Annotated in this window: 17 protein-coding genes and 2 rRNA genes; 7 read left to right on the forward strand and 12 right to left on the reverse strand. The window is 42.7% G+C overall.

Annotated features, from left to right (window positions below):
- Positions 1-9: 9 nt before the first annotated feature.
- Positions 10-648, reverse strand: a complete 639-nt coding sequence (gene prfH, locus AOG26_RS13810; RefSeq protein WP_054563018.1) for a peptide chain release factor H — start codon at positions 646-648, stop codon at positions 10-12.
- Positions 645-1,796, reverse strand: coding sequence for an RNA ligase RtcB family protein (locus tag AOG26_RS13815; protein ID WP_054563019.1), 1,152 nt, complete (start codon positions 1,794-1,796; stop codon positions 645-647). The genes prfH and AOG26_RS13815 overlap by 4 nt, the downstream gene beginning before the upstream one ends.
- A gap of 404 nt (positions 1,797-2,200) precedes the next feature.
- Between AOG26_RS13815 and AOG26_RS13820 the strand changes: the two genes are divergently transcribed.
- Positions 2,201-3,349: a serine hydrolase domain-containing protein gene (locus AOG26_RS13820; RefSeq protein WP_054563020.1), complete on the forward strand. Its 1,149-nt coding sequence runs from the start codon at positions 2,201-2,203 to the stop codon at positions 3,347-3,349.
- A gap of 19 nt (positions 3,350-3,368) precedes the next feature.
- Here the strand turns inward: AOG26_RS13820 and AOG26_RS13825 are convergent, their stop codons facing one another.
- The 4 genes from AOG26_RS13825 to AOG26_RS13840 form a co-directional block, all read right to left on the reverse strand.
- On the reverse strand, positions 3,369-4,544 hold the full coding sequence (locus AOG26_RS13825; protein WP_054563021.1) for an alpha/beta hydrolase-fold protein: 1,176 nt from the start codon (positions 4,542-4,544) through the stop codon (positions 3,369-3,371).
- 112 nt (positions 4,545-4,656) lie between these two features.
- The gene (locus AOG26_RS13830; RefSeq protein WP_054563022.1) at positions 4,657-6,243 is read right to left on the reverse strand and encodes an N-acyl-D-amino-acid deacylase family protein; all 1,587 of its coding nucleotides are present in this window, start codon (positions 6,241-6,243) and stop codon (positions 4,657-4,659) included.
- Between the two features lie 130 nt (positions 6,244-6,373).
- Positions 6,374-8,194 carry a glutamine--fructose-6-phosphate transaminase (isomerizing) gene (glmS, locus tag AOG26_RS13835; RefSeq protein WP_054563023.1) on the reverse strand — a complete coding sequence of 607 codons (1,821 nt, stop codon included), beginning with the start codon at positions 8,192-8,194 and terminating at the stop codon, positions 6,374-6,376.
- A gap of 96 nt (positions 8,195-8,290) precedes the next feature.
- The gene (locus AOG26_RS13840) at positions 8,291-9,061 is read right to left on the reverse strand and encodes a DeoR/GlpR family DNA-binding transcription regulator (RefSeq protein WP_054552250.1); all 771 of its coding nucleotides are present in this window, start codon (positions 9,059-9,061) and stop codon (positions 8,291-8,293) included.
- A 155-nt stretch (positions 9,062-9,216) separates the two neighbouring features.
- Here AOG26_RS13840 and AOG26_RS13845 point away from each other — a divergent pair, with 155 nt between their 5' ends.
- The gene (locus AOG26_RS13845) at positions 9,217-9,744 is read left to right on the forward strand and encodes a sugar O-acetyltransferase (RefSeq protein WP_054563024.1); all 528 of its coding nucleotides are present in this window, start codon (positions 9,217-9,219) and stop codon (positions 9,742-9,744) included.
- A 120-nt stretch (positions 9,745-9,864) separates the two neighbouring features.
- On the opposite strand, the gene AOG26_RS20570 is transcribed toward AOG26_RS13845, so the two are convergent.
- The 4 genes from AOG26_RS20570 to AOG26_RS13865 all read right to left on the reverse strand — a co-directional run bounded on the left by AOG26_RS20570 (position 9,865) and on the right by AOG26_RS13865 (position 14,963).
- Positions 9,865-10,311, reverse strand: coding sequence for an REP-associated tyrosine transposase (locus AOG26_RS20570; protein WP_082401671.1), 447 nt, complete (start codon positions 10,309-10,311; stop codon positions 9,865-9,867).
- 287 nt (positions 10,312-10,598) lie between these two features.
- A complete protein-coding gene (locus AOG26_RS13855; RefSeq protein WP_054563025.1) occupies positions 10,599-12,995 on the reverse strand; it encodes an ABC transporter permease in 2,397 nt (798 codons plus the stop codon).
- Between the two features lies 1 nt (position 12,996).
- On the reverse strand, positions 12,997-13,698 hold the full coding sequence (locus tag AOG26_RS13860; RefSeq protein ID WP_054552246.1) for an ABC transporter ATP-binding protein: 702 nt from the start codon (positions 13,696-13,698) through the stop codon (positions 12,997-12,999).
- A gap of 11 nt (positions 13,699-13,709) precedes the next feature.
- On the reverse strand, positions 13,710-14,963 hold the full coding sequence (locus tag AOG26_RS13865; RefSeq protein ID WP_054552245.1) for an efflux RND transporter periplasmic adaptor subunit: 1,254 nt from the start codon (positions 14,961-14,963) through the stop codon (positions 13,710-13,712).
- Between the two features lie 230 nt (positions 14,964-15,193).
- On the opposite strand from AOG26_RS13865, the gene AOG26_RS13870 reads away from it, so the two are divergent.
- From AOG26_RS13870 to AOG26_RS13890, 5 genes are all read left to right on the forward strand, one after another.
- On the forward strand, positions 15,194-16,597 hold the full coding sequence (locus tag AOG26_RS13870) for a sigma-54-dependent transcriptional regulator (protein WP_054563026.1): 1,404 nt from the start codon (positions 15,194-15,196) through the stop codon (positions 16,595-16,597).
- Positions 16,598-16,600: 3 nt separating this feature from the next.
- Entirely contained in the window at positions 16,601-17,905 is a 1,305-nt protein-coding gene (locus tag AOG26_RS13875) for a sensor histidine kinase (protein WP_054563027.1), read from the forward strand.
- A gap of 85 nt (positions 17,906-17,990) precedes the next feature.
- Positions 17,991-18,530 (forward strand): hypothetical protein, encoded by a 540-nt coding sequence (locus tag AOG26_RS13880; RefSeq protein WP_150114707.1) that lies wholly within the window; start codon positions 17,991-17,993, stop codon positions 18,528-18,530.
- Between the two features lie 118 nt (positions 18,531-18,648).
- Positions 18,649-19,926: a LysM peptidoglycan-binding domain-containing protein gene (locus tag AOG26_RS13885; RefSeq protein ID WP_054563028.1), complete on the forward strand. Its 1,278-nt coding sequence runs from the start codon at positions 18,649-18,651 to the stop codon at positions 19,924-19,926.
- Between the two features lie 91 nt (positions 19,927-20,017).
- On the forward strand, positions 20,018-20,734 hold the full coding sequence (locus AOG26_RS13890) for a hypothetical protein (RefSeq protein ID WP_054563029.1): 717 nt from the start codon (positions 20,018-20,020) through the stop codon (positions 20,732-20,734).
- 449 nt (positions 20,735-21,183) lie between these two features.
- Here AOG26_RS13890 and rrf read toward each other — a convergent pair.
- Positions 21,184-21,298 (reverse strand): 5S ribosomal RNA (rrf, locus tag AOG26_RS13895).
- 125 nt (positions 21,299-21,423) lie between these two features.
- Positions 21,424-21,582, reverse strand: a 23S ribosomal RNA gene (locus AOG26_RS13900); the annotation flags it as partial.

Below are 21,582 nucleotides of genomic sequence, written 5' to 3' on the forward strand. Positions count from 1 at the left end.
TGTTATTTGCTAACCTTTTCCTTTGTGAGTCTGGCTAAATTCAGGGCCCTTAAACGTACGAATCGGATTACCCCGTTGTAGCTCATTGTGTTGTTGCCACCGCGACTTTTGCTGCTGGCTAGCAGCCTGCTGAGCTTGTTCTGCCAGTTTTTGCATTAGCAAAACTCGAGCTAACCGCTTATTCGCATGCTGACTTCTTTCACTCTCTACGCGAACAGCAATTCCTGTCGCAACATGGGTAGCACGAACAGCTGAATCAGTGGTGTTTACATGTTGGCCTCCCGCGCCACTTGCGCGGCATTGCTGAAAGCGGATCTCGCTATCAACAGTTTGCTCCGCTATTTCAAATAGTTGACCGCCAAAATACCAGTTTTTACGCTTATGCCTTGCTCTGAATGGGCTTTGACAAACCCACAACATCGAGCCATGCCATTGCTGCGCAAACTGTTTTAAAATTTGCGGCTCAGCACCGGTTAATTCAAGCAATACCGATTTGTAGCAGCCTGAAAGCTCAGCTTGCTCTACTGCAAGATTATTCACCTTAATAGCTAACGCTTTAGCATCACACTCAAGGCGCTTAACAGCCATTGCCACCGCTTTACAGCACTCTAAAGGACCCGCCCCTGACGATAATTGCACTAAGATCATCCGCACGTTCCTTGTGTTTTAAAGGTAAGCACAGGCTTTAATTTGGCAATTACAGTAACCAGCCCAGCATCAACAAGGTCATCAATAACTGTTTGACAGTCTTTGTAAGCTTGTGGTGCTTCATCATAAAGCAGCGTTTTATCATTACAGATCACCCTGCTACCAAACGCAGTGCGATATAAATCTTCCCTTTTAAACTTGTGACTCAAACGGCCTTGGCATTCTCCACGCTTCCATTTGCGACCAGCGCCATGTGCAAGGGAGCGTAAGTTTACGTTTTGCTCCGCCGTTGGCTTAACTAAGTAACTGTAATCACCGCGAGAGCCCGGGATCATCACAGCCCCTTGATCACTAGGTGTAGCGCCTTTTCGATGTAACCAGCCTGCTTGTCCTGCAATCTGTGATTGACTTACAAGGTTATGATTTACATCTAAAACCTGTTCGCCACCAGCGCGAATAGCTTGTAAAAAACGCCGTGCGATCAGTTCTCGGTTTAACTGAGCCCAACGCAGTGCTTCGTCATGTTTGGCCATATAATCTGTAAAGGCATCACTTACTACCTCAAGGCCATCATGGTTATGCTCTGCAATATGCTTAACTAAAATAGCTTGCCCTAACCCTCTAGAGCCAGAATGCACCAATAGCTGCAATTGTTTAGGTTGTAGGCCTAAAGCAAGCAAGGCTTGTTGATCAAACACCTCTTCAATCGCCTGAAATTCGGCGAAATGATTGCCACCACCTATGGTGCCAAGGGCGCTATCAAAACCAGTTTGTGTGATAGCCAGTTCATGTTTTCGCTCGCTAATCAATGTGTGCCAACTTTCATCTAGTGGCTGTTCAACATCGCTTAAGCGTTTTGCGAGCTTATCTACATTTAACTTGGCTAACTTAGTATTGGTTTGCCAAAGCGACATACCGCAGCCAATATCATTCCCCACTAAAGCGGGATAAATTCTACCTTCTGTAAAAAAGGCAGCCCCAATGGGGTAACCTCGACCTGGGTGTAAATCGGGCATACCCGCTACAGCGTGCATACCAGGTAATTCAGAAGTTTTAATTAATTGTTGTATTGCTAGCCCTTCAATCCACGACTCTTTAGACGCAATAAGGCTAACGTTATCAGTAAGTTTTTGGACGGACTTGCCCATAATACCAATTCCTTTCTCTGCAATAGAAAAATGCTAACGAAAAATGATTTGGCAGGTCTTTGATTAATTGATCAGGCTTAGCTTTGAAAAGCTAATAAAGAAATAGCTTCGAGCTAGGCAAGAAAACGACCTGCAAAGGAACAAGTTGTATAAGTCATATTGTTTACTCCTCTACAGTGTGTGAATGGTTAAAATCGCGGCGATTGTAAACACCTTAAAAAGTGAAAGCAACTAAAAAATAATCAATCGTTGTTATTTACGCCCTTTTTAAATGTTCATCACAACGTGAAAAATGTGCAATTAAGCGACTATGGGTTGTCATCTAGAGAAAATTTGAGCAATCTAAAAATGCCTTAAAAATAATAACAAGAGTGACTGCAAGGTTACTCAAAAAGGATGCCGCCATGCTCAAACACCGTATAGCTCGCTCACTCATCAGCTTACCACTGTTGATTGCTGCCCATGTCACTAGCGCAGCTGAACTACCACAAGCGATTGATGCCGCCTTTCAATCGGCGGTAAGTGCGAAAACGGTGCCGGGCATTACTGTCGCGGTAGCCGATAAATCAGGAATAATCGCAGCAAAGGGTTATGGTTTTGCCGATATCGAAAACCAAGTTTTAATGAGTCCCGAGCATAAGGTTCGCATTGGCAGTGTCTCTAAACTTATTGCCACTGCCGCTATGATGCGCCTTTACGACAAGGGGTTGATTAACTTAGACAAACCTGTAACCGACTATGTAACTAACTGGCCAGAGAAACACGCAACTTTAACACTCCGTCAGCTTGCGTCACATACCGCAGGGATCCGCCATTACAAAAAAGGCGCCAATGAGTTTTTACTCAACAAATGGTATGGCGATATTGATAGCGCTTTAGCCATGTTTAAAGATGATCCCCTACTGTTTGAGCCGGGCACCAAACAGCAGTATTCAACATTCGCTTGGACATTAGTTAGCGCTGCGATGGAAGGCGCTGATCCGAAACGCAACTTTCGACAAATTATCGAACAAGAAGTCTTCGCGCCACTCAAGTTAAACGACACATATTTTGATGAGCAGTTTACCCTGATCCCACATCGTGCAAGACCTTATAGCGTTGATCAGGGCCGTTTAATTAACTCACCGCAGACCGATCACAGCTATAAATGGGCAGGCGGTGGATTTATTGCAACACCAAGTGATATCGTCAAGTTTGCAGTAGCTCACACCCAGGGCAATTATCTTAAAGCAACCACCGTGGATGAAATGTTTACCCCAGCCACACTCAATAATGGTGACCAGGTCAATTTTGGTATTGGTTGGATGACAGGTTTCAAAAACTATCAGCAAAGAGAAAAATACCAACATGATACTGAACTACAAGCATTGATGGCCGACATGCCACACGCGGTAATGCACTCTGGCGGTAGTATGGGTGGCATTACCATGACCATTATGTGTGTTGATCATCAACGCGCGGTGACTGTGGTTAAAAACGTTAATGGTGATAACAGCGCAGATGTATTCGCGCTTGCCCTACAAACCCTGAGCTATTATCACCAAGACCATTGATTTGTTTAAGGCAACTTAACTATAGCTGCCCTTGTAACCTCGTTTTTGTCTCTTTTAAGTAATCTGGGTAGGGATAAGAGTCATCGGCAACAGCGATTGCAGCCTCGATTTGAACTAATGCTTGGCGAGTATTACCTTGCATTTCATAGCCATATGACAAAGCTGACAGTGCATACGCTGATTTAGGGTAGTTTTTGATATTGTACTTAAACACCTCAATAGCCCGCTCAAATTGCTGGTTATCCGTTAAGCTGTAACCTAGCAACCTAACAGCGCGGTCTGGCGGCGCTATTTGCTCGCCCCATTGCTGATATAAACGTTGATAATAAGCATCAATTGATGAAACATCATCGCCTAGTGCACTCAAAGGCATATGTTTAGATAAAAATAAGCCATGGTACGCATTAAATGCCCCTGCGGCTGAGGTTAGGTTATGCGAAACGCCTGCAAAGGCATCACTCTTAAAGCGCAGATTTTGCGCTTTACTATTTTGCATCGTTTGCTGCATACCATCGTATCTTTCGCGCATAATGCCGGCTTCTTCACCGATATTCATATATACATAGCTGTTAATACTTTTAGCTTTGGTAACAAAGGTATTTAGACTCTTAGCCGGGGCGCCATAGTTCCACCATACTGCAGGGCTATAAGCAATGTGCGCTTGAAATAACTCTGGGTCAGCCTGCATTGCGTAAAGAGCAAATACACCCGCAGCAGAGGCTCCTGCAATCACTCTATAATCATGAGTACGATACTGTTTATTAACCAAAGGCATCAGTTCTTGCTCTACAAAAGCTAAAAACTTTGCTGCACCACCGCCTTCGCCAACAGGCCCTTGTGGTTCTTTGTTCACTGTCGGATAAAAATCTCTAAGTCGATTAGTGCTTTCAATTGCAACTACAATCACCTCTGGCGCTTGATCATTTTGTTGTAAGCGCTCAAGCACAGCATTAATCAATGGTAAATTACCGGCCCCATCTAAACGATAAATAACGGGATACCTTTTGTTGGGATGTGTTTGATAGCTTTTTGGCAATTGCACAACGACAGTGCGTTGCTCACTAAGATTACTTGATTCGATAGTATGCGTATGCTGGCTGTAATGTGTAACCGCATCATCTGCATCTGGTTGAGCCATTACATGGCTAGTACAGAGTAAAAAACCACTAATACAGAGTAACTTAAATAGTCGCACGACTTATCCTTAAGAAATATTGGTAATTTTTTAAGCTAACAGAATTGCAGGTACAAACAAAGATAACTTATGTACATTTTCGTATAAAAGTACATATAAGTCATTCTTTTAGCTAAAGCGTATGGCGCAATATTTGCCCAGCGCTTTTACCCGTCATGCCATCCGGTGATTTAATGACTTGGCCATTAATAATGACGTATTGAATTCCTTCTGCGTACTGATGTGGTGCGCTAAACGTTGATTTATCAGCAACCGCCGCAGGGTCGAGTATAACAATATCAGCAGCATAGCCTTGTGCTATCACTCCTCGGTCAGTTAGGCCCATTCTTGCTGCGGGTAAACTGGTCATTTTACGTATTGCATCAGGTAACGAAATCACTCCTTGTTCACGCACATAATGACCTAGTACTCTGGGGAAGGTGCCGTACCCACGTGGATGTGGGTTGCCTTTACCAAGTTCTGAACCACCCGCATCGGTGGCGATTGCAGTAATTGGGTAAGCCATGATGTACTTAACATCATCTTCATTAATAGCGTGGAAGATCCCCTGAGCACCGCCATTTGCTTGAATTTCCATAGCAAGTTCAGCTGCTTCATCAATACTTTGCGCTCGCCCTTCACGTTTTAATACTTCAGCAAAGGTTAGCCCATCCCATGCAGGGTTTGCCGTATAATGCGCTATTTGCAGCCTTGCGGGGTCACCACCGCCTCTGTCTTCACGGATATTTTTGATCAAGCCTTGTTTTATTTTTTGCCTTAACTCTGGATCTTGTAGACGCTTTTCAACTTCAGCTTGGCCACCAGCCAATGACCATGCAGGAAATAATATAGCAAATCGCGTAGAAGAAGCCGTGTAAGGATACTGATCGAGGGTGACATCGAAACCCACTTTGCGAGTATCGCGAATCATCTGAATAGTGTGCTTACTCTCACCCCAATTTGGATGACCAATCAGCTTATGATGAGAAATATGTACAGGAATACCGGTCTCTTTTGCAATATCGAGCACTTCATTCATCGCCGTGACAATCTCTGCGCCTTCGTCCCGCATATGAGAGGCAAAAAATCCATGCTGAGCATGAGCGGTTTCGGCAAGCACCTTTACCTCAGCAAAGTTTGAGTACACACCAGGAACATATTTTAGCCCAGTCGATAAACCAAACGCCCCCTGTTGCATCGCTTTATCTACCAGTGCTTGCATTGCTTTTAACTCATCAGCAGTGGCAAGTCGTTGCTCTTCACCCATAACAGCTTTACGAACATCATTATGGCCAATTAATAAGGCTAAATTTGGCCCTAGAGGTGAACGCTCGGTTTGCGCAAAAAATTGCTTAAAGTCGACAGGAGAAAAACCACAGTTACCGCCCAAAATAGTGGTGATACCCTGCTGCACTAAGTTATCGAGCCGAGGCAGCTCTGCAATTGAACGCTCAGCATGGGAATGTAAATCGATAAAGCCCGGCGCTACAACCTTGCCATTGGCATCTATAACTTGTTGAGCTTTGTCAGCCGCCATATCACCAATTTTAGTGATCTTGCCGCTTTCAATACCAACATCTGCGCGAACCGCTTTGCCACCACGACCATCGAGCAACATCGCGTTTTTGATGATGAGATCAAAAGATTGTCCATAAACAATCCCCGAGCTGAGTACTAATACGGTCAATCCTATAGAGGTTAAAACACTGCGCTTTTTCATTGTTATTATCCTTAGCCAGAGTGTTTAACCATCCTAATCAATTGCAATACAAATTGCATCAGTGAACAGTAATTAAGCAAATTACAGGCACAAAAAAGCCGGCTAATTAGCCGGCTCTTGATGCTTTAACTTACTCAACCGTCACCGATTTTGCTAGGTTTCGAGGTTGGTCTACGTCGGTGCCTTTAATAACCGCAACGTAGTATGAAAGTAGCTGCAATGGAATTGTATATACAACTGGAGCAATCACGTCATCTACATGGTTTACGTTGATTACACGCATTGTTTCGTCAGATTCAAACGCTGAGTCTTTGTCTGCGAATACATAGATAATACCGCCACGGGCACGTACTTCTTCTACGTTTGATTTAAGCTTTTCAAGTAGTTCGTTGTTTGGTGCTACAACAATGATAGGCATGTCAGCATCAATCAACGCAAGAGGGCCATGCTTAAGCTCACCCGCTGCGTATGCTTCTGCGTGAATGTACGAAATTTCTTTCAGCTTAAGCGCACCTTCCATCGCGATTGGGTACTGTGAGCCACGACCCAAGAATAGTGAGTGGTGCTTATCAGCAAATTCTTCAGCTAAATCTTCAATCCCTTCAGCAAGAAGTAATGCTTCTTCTAACTTGTTAGGAAGTGTTTTAATTGCATTTACAATCGCACCTTGCTCTAGGCCTTTTTCTTGGGCAATAGATGCTGTTAGCATTAATAAGCCAACAAGTTGTGTGGTGAAGGCTTTAGTTGATGCAACACCAATTTCAGCACCTGCTTTAGTCATAAAGGCTAAATCAGATTCACGTACTAATGATGAACCCGGCACGTTACAAATGGTCATTGACGCCATGTAACCTTGCTGTTTTGCAAGACGAAGTGCAGCAAGCGTATCGGCTGTTTCACCAGACTGTGAAATGGTCACAAGTAAGCTATTTTCATGTACAAATGATTCGCGGTAACGGAACTCAGAAGCAATCTCGACGTTACAACTCACGCCTGCGAACTGTTCAAGCCAGTAACGAGCAACCATACCTGAGTGGTATGAAGTACCACAGGCAATAATTTGCACGTGTTTTACGTCTTTAAAGATTTGCTGAGCACTTTCGCCAAAGGCATCAATCGCGACAGTGTCGTTAACTAGGCGGCCATCAAGGGTGTTACGCACAGCAAGCGGCTGTTCGTAAATTTCTTTCAGCATGTAGTGACGATATTCGCCTTTACCTGATGCATCTTGCGTAATGTTTGATTCAATCACTTCGCGCTCAACTGCATCACCATTTGCATCAAAGATTTCAACACTGTCACGGGTAATACGAGCAACATCACCTTCTTCAAGATAAATAAAACTGCGAGTGACAGGTAATAAAGCAAGCTGGTCAGAGGCAATAAAGTTTTCGCCAAGACCTAAACCAATCACAAGTGGGCTACCTGAACGCGCTACGATGATTTCGTTGTCGTTCGCTTTATCAAAAACAACGGTACCAAATGCACCTTCAAACTGCTTAACAGCAGCCTGTACTGCAGCTAAAAGCGTATCGTGTTGTTGGCGAAGTTGGTGAATAAGGTGCACCATAACTTCAGTGTCTGTTTCTGATAAAAACTCATAACCGTCGCCTTTAAGCGCATCGCGTAGGCTGGCATGATTTTCGATAATACCGTTATGAACAAGAGCAATTTCGCTATTCGAAATATGTGGGTGAGCATTCGCTTCAGTTACGCCACCATGGGTAGCCCAACGTGTATGTGCAATACCGGTAGTGCCTTTTACAGCGGCTTCATTCAGTGCCGCTTCAAGGTTAGCAACCTTACCTACTGCTTTTACAGTGTTAAGCTCAGTACCTTTAAGTAAAGCCACACCTGCCGAGTCATAGCCACGGTATTCAAGGCGCTTAAGGCCTTCAACAAGAATTTTATTTACTGGGCGTTCTGCAACAGCCCCTACGATTCCACACATAATCTCTCCTTTTGCACATGCCAAAGTGTTCTACTTTGGGCGAGATGTGTTGTCATAAAATGATGCGTAATAAGGTGTTGTCGGTCTTATTACGGGTTATTCAATTTCTGCACAGATCAGCTGTACACCACATGCTGTTATCGCCTCGCGCTTATCTGCGCTTAGGTTGTTGTCTGTGATAACAGTGGTTACACGCTGCCAAGGCAGTTCTAAATTCGGTATTCTTCGGCCAATTTTTTCTGACTCAACCAGCACCACTACCTCTCGGGCAGCTTCAGCCATCACTTGGCTTAGCCCAACTAATTCATTGAAGGTTGTAGTACCTCTATCAATATCAATGCCATCGGCACCAATAAAGAGTTGGTCAAAGTCGTAAGAGCGTAGAACATTCTCCGCAACTTGGCCCTGAAACGATTCTGAATGTGGATCCCAAGTTCCCCCGGTCATCAAAAGTGTTGGTTCATTTTCTAATGAAAGCAGTCGGTTAGCGACATTAATAGCATTTGTCATCACCACTAAACCGCGTTTACTAGCAAGCTCAGGGATCATCGCCGCTGTAGTGCGACCGCTATCAATGATGATGCGGTTATGATCTTTAATAAGCTTTGCAGCCGCCTGTGCGATTGCCATTTTGCGAAGCGAGTCGCTTTTCTCGTTGCTATTTGCAACGATTTCTTGTGGCAGTGCAATGGCACCACCGTAACGGCGTAGCAACAAGCCACTTTTTTCAAGGGCTGTCAGATCTTTACGTATCGTCACTTCAGATGTTTGAAACTGCTCTGCTAACGCTTCAACAGCAACTTCACCAAGTTCATTCACTTGGCTTAAGATTGTATGGCGACGTTGTTGAGTGTTTCGTTTTGTCATAAAGTGAACCACATAAGTTTCGTTTCGAAAGTTTTGAGATTTTAAACGAAACAATATAAATGGCAAGTGAATGATCATTAACCTACACAGCTTTAATTTTGATCTTCATCACCAACACGCTAAGCTATTGGCAAATATAACCATGAACATGCCCCATGAAAGAGTTTAATAGCCTCGATAAGTCCTTACTCGAACAACGAAAAAATACCCATGAAATTTGCCGTTTATTTGCCAAAAGCCCAAGTAAAGGCAATTTAAAACGTCTAAGAGGCATGTTTGCTCACTGTGGCGAGCAGGTTGTTATAGAAGCGGGTTTTCATTGTGATTACGGTAGTGGTATTAAAATAGGTGATCGAACCTTCATAAATATTAACTGTACTGTGCTCGATGCGCCGTTATCTGATGTGCAAATTACGATAGGTGATGACTGCTTAATAGGCCCTAATGTACAAATACTCGCGGTATCGCATGCAGTAAACCCAACCGAGCGTTTAGCAAAAGCTAACTTTGCAGCACCGATTAGCATTGGCAACAATGTATGGATTGGTGCAGGCGCTATTATACTTGCGGGTATTAAAGTTGCTGATAATGCCGTGATTGGCGCAGGGGCAATAGTTACCAAAGATGTCGCGGCAAATACTTTAGTAGCGGGTAACCCTGCGGTGAAGGTCAAAGACCTTTAAGCCTATATTTACGCGCTAAAGCACGTCCTACGTAGATCGTCATTTATGGCGACACAAAGAATACATGCTTACGCGCTATAGCACGTCTTACCGTAGGTCGTCATTTATGGCGACAACCAATCACAAAAAAACAGAATTCCAATATGGATAACTACCTAAATTATCAACTAGCTTTTTTCGTAAAGGATTTGCTGCTATGTATCTGGCTACTGCTATTCTACTTTCATCTTTACGTAGTGCATGATCATAGTAAGCAGGTTGCCACACTGTTTGCGAAAAACTGCGTCTCTTATTTATCTCTCTTGCAGAAAGACCTTTTAGATGACCAACTGTTTTACCCAAGCTACTATCACTAAGCCTTAATAAACCATGAAAATGATCGGGCATAAGAACCCAAGTTAACCAACAACATTGATGTATTAATTCATTTATTTCAATACACCTACAAAATACTTTTGCTAAGTTATGATCACTGAACAGTGCTTTTCTGTTATGGCAGTTGAACGTTATGAAATATTCACCTGATTGAATTGAAACTCGTCCTTTCTTTAAATGGCTCCAGCTCATGAAAAATCCTTTTTCATAAAATTGTAGAACATTAAATATAGTAGATTAACGCACTAAAGCACGTCCTACGTAGATTGTCATTTATGGTGGCAAAGAATACACACTAACGCGCTAAAGCACGTCCTACCGTAGGTCGTCATTTATGGCGACAAAAAATACATACTAACGCGCTAAAGCACTCCTTGCCGAAGATCGCCATGTATGGCAATAACACTCCAAACAGGTATTTAGCGAGTAAAAAAAGCCCAGCTGTATTGCTGGGCTTATAGTTGGGAGTTAGTTAACTGTTATTCATATCGTAAGATAAGTGATGGTCTGGTGCTTGCGGCCTTAAAGGCTAAACTTGCAACAGTAACCCAAGTAATGGCAGCCACCGCGACGGCAGCAACTAAATATACCCATACAGCTTGTTCAATACGGTCATTAAAGTTTGCTAACCAATCACCAACTAACAAGTAAGTCACTGGATACGCAATAGCAATACTCACGCCCACCAGCAATAAGAACTCTTTAGCAATGATATTTACGATACTGATGCGTGATGCACCTAGCACTTTTCGAACGGCCACTTCTTTTTGACGACGCACTGTTGCAAACGAAGCCAAACCAAAGGTACCTAAACAAGTTAAGAACACAGCAAGACCGGTAAAGATTAAAACCACATTCGAAATTCGCTCATCACCTTTTAACAGAGTTTTGTAGTTGTCTGCGAGTAAGTTAATTTTTGGCTCATAGATATTGGCTGAGCTTGCTAATACTTCAGCGATCTGAGCTTTAATGTAAGGCAAGTTTTGCTGATCAATCGTTAAAATTAGTTCTGATACTGGTGATAAAAAGTTAAAGCCACATAAGAACATAATATTTGAGTTGGCATCTTTAGCATTACCTACCTTTACATCCTCAACCACACCCACAACACGCATATCTACGCCGCGACCTGAGTCTTTAATTACCTTACCAATAATGTCACTCATGTTAGTGTAACCCGCTTGCCTTGCGACAGACTCAGTCACGATGGTGCCCGTACTTGTTACTCCATTTTCACGGCTTGCCCAATCACCAGCAAATTCACGGCTAAAGTCACGACCAGCAACCAGTTTTAACCCTAGCGTTTTTACAACATCGTAGCTTGCACCTACAACAGGCGTTAAGCTGCCAGATGCTTCACCATTTGGCCACGTTGGCATAAGTGTATTATTGATTGAAACAGTTAAACGGGTATCAATAACTGTTGTTTGCTGTACGCCTTGAATTGCACTAATACGGTTAACTAAGGCATTTTTTTCTTTTGTGAATACTTCGCCTACAGGTAGCTCTGAAATAACCAATCTTTGTGTTGTTTCATAGCCTAAAGGTAAGCTTTGTAAGTAAGTTAATTGCTTTAACAAAGTAATAGAGGCAATGATTAAACCTATTGCTAGTGAAGCCTGTAAGGTTAGTAAGCTCTTACGAACCCATATTGCTGTATTACCACGCTGTAAGTCTCCACTTAAAACGCGTTTTGCACTGAATGACGAAATAAAGAATGCAGGATAAAGCCCAGCTAATATACCCACAGCAATTGCGACCACAATAATTGCAATGCCAAATTCAGAGGCATAATTCACGACCAATTCGCGGTCTACTAGTTGGTTAAAGTTTGGTAAAAATAGTTCCACTAAAGCACATGCAATCACCATTGAAAGCATTGATACCAATACAGATTCAGATAAAAACTGCGTTACTAACTGGCCTTTACTTGCGCCAAGCGCTTTACGCACACCCACTTCTTTTGCACGTTTAGTCGATTGAGCGACGGTCATATTGATAAAGTTAAAACCTGCAATAAGAATCAGTAACACACTTAAACCAACACAGATCATCACCACTTGTTTAGCACCACCCGCTTTCATCTCAAACGGTGATTTAGCCGTTAAGTGCAAATCAAGTAATGGATGCAGCTCTAAACTAACTTGCTCCAACATAGAACCGCTAAAAAAGCGTTCTGTTAAGGTTTTAGCTAATGCATCTGTATCGGTGCCCTCTGCTACACGCATATAAACATAACTACTGTTGATATCTATTTCGCTTGGATCATGCTTAACATAAACAAGGTTTTTAAAGGCAAAGTGAGTGTTGTCTGTTAAGTCTGCAAACACGGCACGCACTGTGTACTGTCCTTGTTCATGCGTAAGTGTTTCACCAATCACATCGGTGCGACCAAAAATGCGCAGTGCTTCTGATTCACTTAAAGCTAGGCTGTCTGGTGTACTCATTGCTGTTGTTAAGTCACCCGCAATCGTCTTCATAGCAATAAAGTTTTCAATATTTGCTGTAGCACCATATAAGGCATTTAACTTATAGCCTTGGTTGCGGTAACTCACATCAACCATGGCTTCACGAGTCAACTCGACCATAGTTAATCCGAACACTTCTTCAACTTGGCTGTAATCTTCGGCCTGCTTTGACTGCACATAATTAAAAATAGGCACCACAGCTAAACCAAGTTTTGAGAAGTCTTGTCCAACGCGATAAACACGCTCAGCATGTGGCTGTTGGCTATCGTACGAAAGCTCATTTTTTGCAAACAAAGCAACTAGAATTGCCGCAGCTAAGCCCACACTTAAACCCAGAACATTTAAAATAAAGTGCTGTTTTTGGTTTTTAAACGCACGCAGCGCGGTGATCAGATAACTTAAAATCATGTTATGCCACCTCTGCTGTTTGTTGAACACGGTTAGCTTTATCTACCATCACTTGGCCATCAAGTAAGCGCACTAAACGGTCAGCATAATTGCCTTCTTTTTCTGAGTGAGTAACCACAATTACCGTGGTACCTTCACGATTTAGCTCACGTAGCATCGCCATGACTTCATCACCATTTTTTGAATCAAGGTTACCCGTAGGCTCATCCGCTAAGATTAGTTTTGGATTAATCACCAGAGCTCTGGCTACTGCTACACGTTGCTGCTGACCACCCGATAGCTGCTGTGGTAAGTGATCTGCTCTATGGTCGATTGCAACACGTTTTAAAATTTCTTCTACTCGCTGTTTACGTTCACTTTTTGAGATATTTTGATACTGTAATGGCAGCTCAACGTTTTCAAATACTGTTAATTCATCAATTAAGTTAAAGCTTTGGAAAACAAAACCAATCGACGCTTTTCTAAGTGCCGCTAATTGCTTTTCACCAAACCCTGCGATGTCTTCACCTAAAAATTCAAAACTGCCTGCTGATGGCGAATCCAACATACCTAAAATAGAGAGTAATGTTGATTTACCACAGCCAGATGGCCCCATAATGGCAAGAAACTCGCCTTCGTTTACATGTAAGTTAATGTTATTAAGCGCTGTTGTTTCAACATCTTGAGTACGGAACACGCGTGATAAGTTAGTTAATTTAATCATTGTTTTTATCCTTAAAATTGTAGTTGTTGTGCTTTATCAAAGTTGCTGTAGCTAGAGGTGATCACGCGATCTCCGGCGCTTAGGCCACTTAACACTTCATAATAGTTTTGATTCTTTTTGCCAAGACGAATGTCTTTTCGTACTGCACGATTGCCATCTTTTTCCATGACATAAACCCAGTTACCCCCTGAGCTGGTAAAAAATGCGCCGCGTTCAAGTAATAAAGCAGTGCCTTTGCTATCACCTAGCATCAGCTGTACATCTAGGCTTTGCCCACGCTTTATGTTGCTCGTGCCATTAGGTAAATCGACTTCAACCTGAAACTGTGATTGCTGAACACGGCTATCAATTTTGCTAACTGTTGCCGCAATTTCGCCTTGCTCGTGTTCAATAAGCACTTGCATACCTGTTTGAACTTGGCTCAGGTAAAACTCGTCTAGTCTCACAACTAGCTTGTATTCATTAGGAATATCAATCTGCCCTAGGCGAGCACCACGGCCTTTTGATTCACCAATTTCAACATCAAGTTCACTTAAATAACCATCGGCAGGTGCTGTTACGAGTAAGTTTTCAAGGTTCTTACGCGCAAACTGTAGGTTTTTCTCTAGCATGTCGGCACTGTCTTTTAACTGAGCTACCTGAACTTCACGAATGCTGTTTTCTTGCTTTTGACGCTCAAGGGTTAGTTCTTTACGCGCTTTGTAATACGCTAAGTCTTCTTGAATTTCAGATAATTGTTCTTGTGCTAACACACCCGTTTTAACTAGCGGCTGAGTTTGTTTTAAGCGACGCGATAAATGTGTGATTTTAAGATCGATTTCAAGCAAATCTCGGCGTAAGTTTAAACGGCTGGTTTCCATATTCATTTGCGTGTTGCGTAAAAAGTTAAGTTGCTCAGTCACTTGTGCTTCACGGCTCATTACATCAAGCTGCAAATTGGTATTGCTTAAACGCACAAGTGGTTGACCTTTTTTAACAAACTCACCTTGCTCAACAAGTCGCTCTTCGACTTGGCCTCCGGCAATGGTGTCGAGGTAAATTGTAGTGCGAGGCATAACCTGACCACGAAGACTTAAAGCATCAACAAATTCACCTTGTTGTACTGTGCTAATCGTTAAGCTTGTAGCAGTTACTTGCTGGCTACGACCTGTTTGCTCAGTTTGTGTGAAACCATAAGCTGCAGCCGCAACAGCTAAGCATGCCGCTGCAATGACTGATTTCTTAAAAAATGCTTTGTTATTTGAGCGTGTAATTTTCTTATCCATGTTGACGCCTTTAAGTTATCTAGGTGCTAATTACCTATAGATAAAACAACTCTTGTGCCAACTTTTATTTTTATTAAATTACAACAGCTTACATAAAAGCCAATAAAGATGCATATAATCAAGTGTCCGCTTATAGAACACTTCACAGCCCATATATCGTCCATAAATGGACACTCTTACTATTTTCAATTAGTCTTAGTGTTCCCATAAAGGAATAATAATAAATAGCTATGAAACAAGCAGGATCAATTCTTATCGTCGATGATAACCCCGACGTACTTATCGCTGCACGATTACTTTTAAAGCAGCATTATCAGGTTGTAAAAACCACAGATAACCCCTTTGATATCGAAGGTATCATTAACGCACAGCATGAGGCAGATCAGGCTATAGATGTTGTGTTACTCGATATGAACTTCACGCAAGACTCAATTAGTGGCAAAGAAGGATTCTACTGGCTAAAAAAAATCATGAGCCAAGATGCTAACATTGCGGTATTGCTTATGACGGCCTACAGCGATATTCAGCTAGCGGTCGAAGCAATTAAAGCCGGTGCCTCTGACTTTATTGCCAAGCCTTGGCAAAATGAGCAATTACTCGGTGCTGTAGCGGCGGCATTTTCACACGCTAAAGACAAACAGCAAGTTGGTAAGCTCACAAAACAAAAGCAGGCCTTGCAGCAGTCAATCGGCAATCAACCATTTGAGTTTTTAGGCCAAAGTGATGCCATGCAGCAGGTTTTTTCGGTGATCGACAAAGCAGCCAACACCGATGCCAACATATTGATTAGTGGCGAAAGTGGCACAGGTAAAGAACTCACTGCCCATGCAATCCACAATGCTAGCCAGCGGCAAAGCCAACCCTTCATAAGCCTAGACATGGGCTCACTGGCCGAAAGCCTGTTTGAAAGCGAACTATTTGGCCATAAAAAAGGGGCATTTACTGGCGCGAAGGAAGATCGCATTGGCCGATTTGAGCTGGCTCATGGTGGTAGTTTATTTTTAGACGAGCTAGGTAATTTACCGCTTAACCAACAAGTTAAGCTACTTGCGGCACTACAAAACAGGCAAATAACACCGGTTGGTGGCTCAAAAGTCATCGATATTGATATTCGTTTGATCTGTGCAACCAATGAAAACCTCGAACAAGCAGTGACTGAAGGTAAATTTAGGCAAGACTTACTGTACCGTGTTAATACCGTAGAGATCCGTTTGCCAGCTCTGCGTGAGCGTAGTGAAGACATTCCATTACTGTGTAACTACTACTTGCAGCACTTTGCACATAAATACAAACGTGAGCTCTCGATTGCGGCATCTGATATGACACGTTTAAGCCAGTATCATTGGCCAGGCAATGTCCGTGAACTTGCCCATGCAATTGAGCGAGCAGTCATCCTATCAGAAGGCTCAGAGCTCGATATAAGCTCAGTGATAAGCTCACCAAGTGCTGCTGTTAGTACAAGTGAGCTCTCTTCAAGCACCACTGACTACGACACTTTTGATCTCGAAATCATCGAGCAGAGAACCGTTCGTGCAGCTTTAAAGCATTTTCAAGGGAACGTGAGTCATGCAGCTAAAGCCCTCGGCCTAACACGCGGAGCCATGTATCGTCGTTTAGAAAAATACGGGCTTTAATCGATGCGAAATTTTATTAGCTTAGCCTGCCTATTAGCTGCACTAATTGGTTTATCAATAGCTTTGTTTTGGCAAGTAGAGCAAAGCGGGTTTTCTGCAATTTCGGCACTTTTAGTTATTTTAAATTTGGTATGTGCTGCGCAAATTTTTAATTTATTTAAACGCCAAACAAGGCGTGCAGATATGGTGTTTCGCGCTTTAGCGAATGGAGACAGCACATTAGGCTTTGGCGACCAACACCCAATGCAGCAGCAATTTGAGCAGGTTAAACAACAAATTCAGGCTGCGCGTTTTAATGCAGAGCAACAAGCCCAGTTCTTACAAGCACTATTAATTCATATCGATTTAGCAGTATTAGTATGTGACGAACAAGGCACTATTATTGAAAGCAATCCGGCGGTCAGCCGTTTACTTGGACAAGCTGTAAAGCACATCGATGATTTAGGTGTAATAGCCAACCTAGTCCAAGACGCCAAGCAAAATAGCCGTAATACCGTGTCATGGCAAAATGGTGAGCAGCACGATACGTTATCTGTGCAAATCAGTATTGCCGAAATCCAAGGTAAAGTTCGTAAAGTGATCAGTTTGCAATCGATTCATGATCAGCTGCAATTAAAAGAGCAACAGGCTTATAAGCGCCTTACCAAAGTACTAACCCATGAAATTGCTAATTCGATTACGCCACTTTCTTCTTTAGCACAAACTTGTACGGCACTGCTGCCAACTGAGCTTAGTTTTGATGATCAGGAAGATAAACAAGACTTGCAACTCGCCCTAACAACACTCGCATCACGAACCGAGCATTTAGGGGAATTTATAGCGCAATTTAAAAAGGTTAGTAGCTTACCCGCCCCACACTTACAGCCACATATTCTGGCAGATCTTGCCAAGCAAGTTGTCGCTCTGCACTCTCAACAAGCTAAGCAGCTTAATATTACGTTGAATTTGTCGGTGCAAAGCCAACAGTTAGTAATGATAGATAGAGGCCAAGTTGAACAAGTAATAATAAACCTGCTTACCAATGCCATTGATGTCCTTAAGCAGCTAAACAATCCAGAGTCAGCAAAGTACATTGAGGTAAGCATTGCACAAAATGCTAATCAGCAACTGTATTTAGAGGTCAGTGACAATGGTACAGGTATCAGCGATCATGTGATTGAGATGATTTTTGTGCCATTTTTTACTACCAAGCAACAAGGCTCAGGAATAGGCTTAAGTTTATCGCGCCAGATCATGCTCAATCATGGCGGCGATCTGGTTTATATCAAACGCCAGCAAGGAGCCTGCTTTCGCTGCGTGTTCGGTTAGCTTACATAGTTAGCACACTTACTTACAATTTGCTAAGGCGCTGTTTGGTATCATGTACCCATTAACGTTTAATGGACTAACCAATATGCGATACCTCGCCTTAGCACTCTTTTCATCACTTGCCTTCATTCCTGCTACAAGCTTTGCTGGTATTTATGACAGCCCTAATATGAACCTGTTTGTTAAATCAGAGCATAATAGTACTGATTCAATCACCTCAGCCGGCATCGAAGTCATGGCTATAAATAACTACAGCAATTTCGGCGCAGCATTTACAACGGCACTAGGCTCAGCAGAAGTATTTACTAAAAAAGGTGATCGGGAGACATTTCTCACCTTAGATAGCGGCATCAAATTTGGTTATTTCAGTGACTTTTTTTTCTATGGCGAAGTGGGCTTAGATTTAATTGAGCTTGCTGTATACGACGACCGAGATGACCACGACTACAGCGACCGCTATGATGACGATCACAATAATATTGATGGCTATGTTGGTGTGGGCATGGGCGTGGACTCAAAGCCATTCAGAATAGAGATCTATGCCAGGGCCCGAGAAATAGACAGCCGCTATTGGGAAGCACAAAACCATGGTTATGCTGGGTTACAAGTTAGTATTTCGTTTTAATTTCAATTGGGTGAGTAAGTTAGCGAGCTGTTAATCTAATGGTCATTTTTAGCTCACCCTATGTTAAGCTTAGGCGCTTTAGTTTACCCGCACCTAAGTTAACGGAGTATTTTAATACGTGTTTTTAAATCGATTTTTAGGCCTTGTTGTTGTTTCTTTTATTGTAACAGGCTGTCAGACTGCCCCTGAGTCACTTCCCGAAAAGAAGCCCATCATCAAAGCCAATCCAGGCACTGTGGTTGCAGAAGCTAAAACAAAACAAGTAGACGCGGTGACACCGCTCAAACCAAGTGAACTTGATGACGTATGGCAGCGTATTCGCATTCAACTGCAGTTTAGCGATTCAAGTCACCCAGATGTGCAAAAGCGCATTGCTTGGTACCTTACTCATCCTAATTACATGGAAGAAATAAGCCGCCGCGCAGCGCCGTATTTGTATCATATCGTTACAGAAGTAGAAAACCGTGACTTACCAATAGAACTCGCTCTAATGCCGCTTATAGAGAGCGATTTTGATGCCAGTGCCTATTCGCACAAACATGCATCGGGTTTATGGCAACTCACTCCCTCAATCGCCAAATACTTCAAAGTAAAAATTACCCCTTGGTATGATGGTCGCCAAGATGTGATCGACAGCACCCGCGCAGCTTTGGATTTTATGGAATACCTTTATAAACGCTTTGATGGCGATTGGTATCACGCTATTGCTGCCTACAATATTGGTGAAGGGCGTGTATTACAGGCAATTGCTCGTAATAAAAAACAAGGTAAGTCGACGGACTTCTTTAGCTTAAAGCTACCATCGCAAACCAAACAATACGTGCCTAAGTTACTAGCCGCAGCACAATTATTAAAGCACCAAAAAATGATATTCCCTGCGATTAAGAATGAGCAGGCTATTGCGACCTTACCAGTAACTGGTGCAGTGATCTTGGCAGACAAAGCGAAATGGCAAGAGCTAGAAGAGCTGAACCATGGCGTTATCCGATACCCAGCGGTGATTGATGCGCCACACATTGTAGTCCCAAAAGATCAGCAAGCAAGTTATCAAACTCTATTAGCTAATCAAAAGAGCAATGATTATAGCCAATGGCAACATTACACAGTTAAACGCGGTGATAGCTTAAGTGTGATTGCAAAGAACTATAAAGTAACAGTTAGCCAACTGAAAACCTTCAATAACCTAAAAACAAACACCATTCGTATTGGTCAAAAACTGATATTACCGCAATTGGCTGATCAACAAATCGAGTATAAGGTGAAATCTGGCGACAGCCTTTGGAAGATTGCAAAGCAATACAAAGTCAGTATCACTAAACTCAAACAATGGAATAACCTTTCAAGAGATAGCTTAAGAGTGGGTGAAAAGCTCACCGTATTTATCTCAAATAGTTAATACCAAATCAGGGAGTTTTACTCCCTGTCTCTTTTATCTATCCAATTAAAGTTGTATCTTTATTAGTCTATAAAAACAACAATTAAAAATTATGGATAATCAGCAACAGGACGCAAGCTGTTCAACCGTTAAAACAGAGCAAAACTCTAACGTTGAAGAGCAAACAAAGACCACCCAGCAAAACACTCAACCAGCCAGCAACCAGCGCAAGGCATGGTTTACCAACGAGCGGCTAAACCTATTTCTCGCACTCTGTGCCATTATAATTTCAGCAGCCTCCTTTTATGCCACATACTTGCAAGCCAACGCCGCAGAACGACAAGTAAAAGCCGCAACCTGGCCATGGCTCGAAGTGATGACGGGGAATTTCAATGAAGAAAAAAATTCTGAAGAAATTACTTTTTACATTAAAAACTCAGGATCAGGCCCAGCCATTATTAAATACGTTAAATTCTTCCACGATGAAAAGTCGTATACAGAGATATTTAAAGTAATAAAAGACTGCTGCTTTGATATCTATGCTTACCAAGAGCAATTAAATAAGTTGCAAAATGAATCACCAGAGATCAATTTTTTTGAAAAATTTGGTTGGTTGTATACCGGCGTTAGTAATAACCGATTATTAGCCTCAGGCGCTGAACTTAATCTCTTTGGTTTTAAGAAAACAGGCTTCAATGCAACTCAGTGGGACAAGGTAAATGACCAACGCTTTAATATCAAAACCGAGATCTGCTACTGCTCGTTGCTAGAACAATGCTACCTAAGCGATGGCCGCGGCGATGTGAGAGAAATACAACAGTGTGAGTGACAACGAGCTATCAGCTTTCAGCCGTCAGCGATCAGCCGATATGTGGAGGTTCTAGGCTCTAGGCTCTAGGCTCTAGGCTCTAGGCTCTAGGCTCTAGGCTCTAGGCAAAGTGTACTTGTAGGAATGGCTTTAGCCATGAATGTGTTTGTAAAGGTCTGAATTCGGCACTGAAGTGCCTCCTACGCGGACTCTTGCTGAGGGTGACACAGTACTAAATAAACCCACCGCTCAACTGACGTCTGAGATACGCATCACGTAGGAATGGCTTTAGCCATGAATGTGTTTTTATGGTCTGAATTCGGCACTGAAGTGCCTCCTACGGGGGTTGTTGCTGAGGGTGGCTCTGCACTAAACAACCCCACATTTCAACTGACGTCTGACGGCTGAAAGCTGACAGCTAAAACGCAAAAAAGCCCGACTCTTTCGAATCGGGCTTTCTCTAATTTGGAGCCTGGCGATGACCTACTTTCACATAGCAGCTGCTACACTATCATCGGCGCTGTTTCGTTTCACTACTGAGTTCGGCATGGGGTCAGGTGGGTCCAAAACGCTATTGTCACCAAGCAAATTTGGTTTTAATTCGCTCTTTTGAGCAAATTAATAAATCTGGAATTCTGATATCAAGTAAAATCTACTTTAGTAACTTAACTTCTGTTCGTTACGCTGTCATAAAACGCGTTTGGCGTTGTATGGTTAAGCCTCACGGGTAATTAGTACAGGTTAGCTTAATGGCTCACACCACTTCCACATCCTGCCTATCAACGTTGTAGTCTTCAACGGCCCTTCAGAGACTTTAAAAGTCTAGTGAGAACTCATCTCGAGGCCTGCTTCGCGCTTAGATGCTTTCA

This window comes from Pseudoalteromonas sp. UCD-33C (assembly GCF_001306895.1).
Classification (GTDB): domain Bacteria; phylum Pseudomonadota; class Gammaproteobacteria; order Enterobacterales; family Alteromonadaceae; genus Pseudoalteromonas.

What these genes read in the sequence shown, in the direction of transcription:
- AOG26_RS13875 (WP_054563027.1), top strand. Translation starts at nt 16,601, where the DNA reads ATGCGAAATTTTATTAGCTTAGCCTGCCTATTAGCTGCACTAATTGGT.
- AOG26_RS13870 (WP_054563026.1), top strand. Translation starts at nt 15,194, where the DNA reads ATGAAACAAGCAGGATCAATTCTTATCGTCGATGATAACCCCGACGTA.
- prfH (WP_054563018.1), bottom strand. Translation starts at nt 648, where the DNA reads ATGATCTTAGTGCAATTATCGTCAGGGGCGGGTCCTTTAGAGTGCTGT.
- AOG26_RS13830 (WP_054563022.1), bottom strand. Translation starts at nt 6,243, where the DNA reads ATGAAAAAGCGCAGTGTTTTAACCTCTATAGGATTGACCGTATTAGTA.
- AOG26_RS13820 (WP_054563020.1), top strand. Translation starts at nt 2,201, where the DNA reads ATGCTCAAACACCGTATAGCTCGCTCACTCATCAGCTTACCACTGTTG.
- AOG26_RS13815 (WP_054563019.1), bottom strand. Translation starts at nt 1,796, where the DNA reads ATGGGCAAGTCCGTCCAAAAACTTACTGATAACGTTAGCCTTATTGCG.
- AOG26_RS13840 (WP_054552250.1), bottom strand. Translation starts at nt 9,061, where the DNA reads ATGACAAAACGAAACACTCAACAACGTCGCCATACAATCTTAAGCCAA.
- AOG26_RS13865 (WP_054552245.1), bottom strand. Translation starts at nt 14,963, where the DNA reads ATGGATAAGAAAATTACACGCTCAAATAACAAAGCATTTTTTAAGAAA.
- AOG26_RS20570 (WP_082401671.1), bottom strand. Translation starts at nt 10,311, where the DNA reads ATGAGCTGGAGCCATTTAAAGAAAGGACGAGTTTCAATTCAATCAGGT.
- AOG26_RS13855 (WP_054563025.1), bottom strand. Translation starts at nt 12,995, where the DNA reads ATGATTTTAAGTTATCTGATCACCGCGCTGCGTGCGTTTAAAAACCAA.
- AOG26_RS13880 (WP_150114707.1), top strand. Translation starts at nt 17,991, where the DNA reads ATGCGATACCTCGCCTTAGCACTCTTTTCATCACTTGCCTTCATTCCT.
- AOG26_RS13845 (WP_054563024.1), top strand. Translation starts at nt 9,217, where the DNA reads ATGAAAGAGTTTAATAGCCTCGATAAGTCCTTACTCGAACAACGAAAA.
- AOG26_RS13860 (WP_054552246.1), bottom strand. Translation starts at nt 13,698, where the DNA reads ATGATTAAATTAACTAACTTATCACGCGTGTTCCGTACTCAAGATGTT.
- AOG26_RS13890 (WP_054563029.1), top strand. Translation starts at nt 20,018, where the DNA reads ATGGATAATCAGCAACAGGACGCAAGCTGTTCAACCGTTAAAACAGAG.
- glmS (WP_054563023.1), bottom strand. Translation starts at nt 8,194, where the DNA reads ATGTGTGGAATCGTAGGGGCTGTTGCAGAACGCCCAGTAAATAAAATT.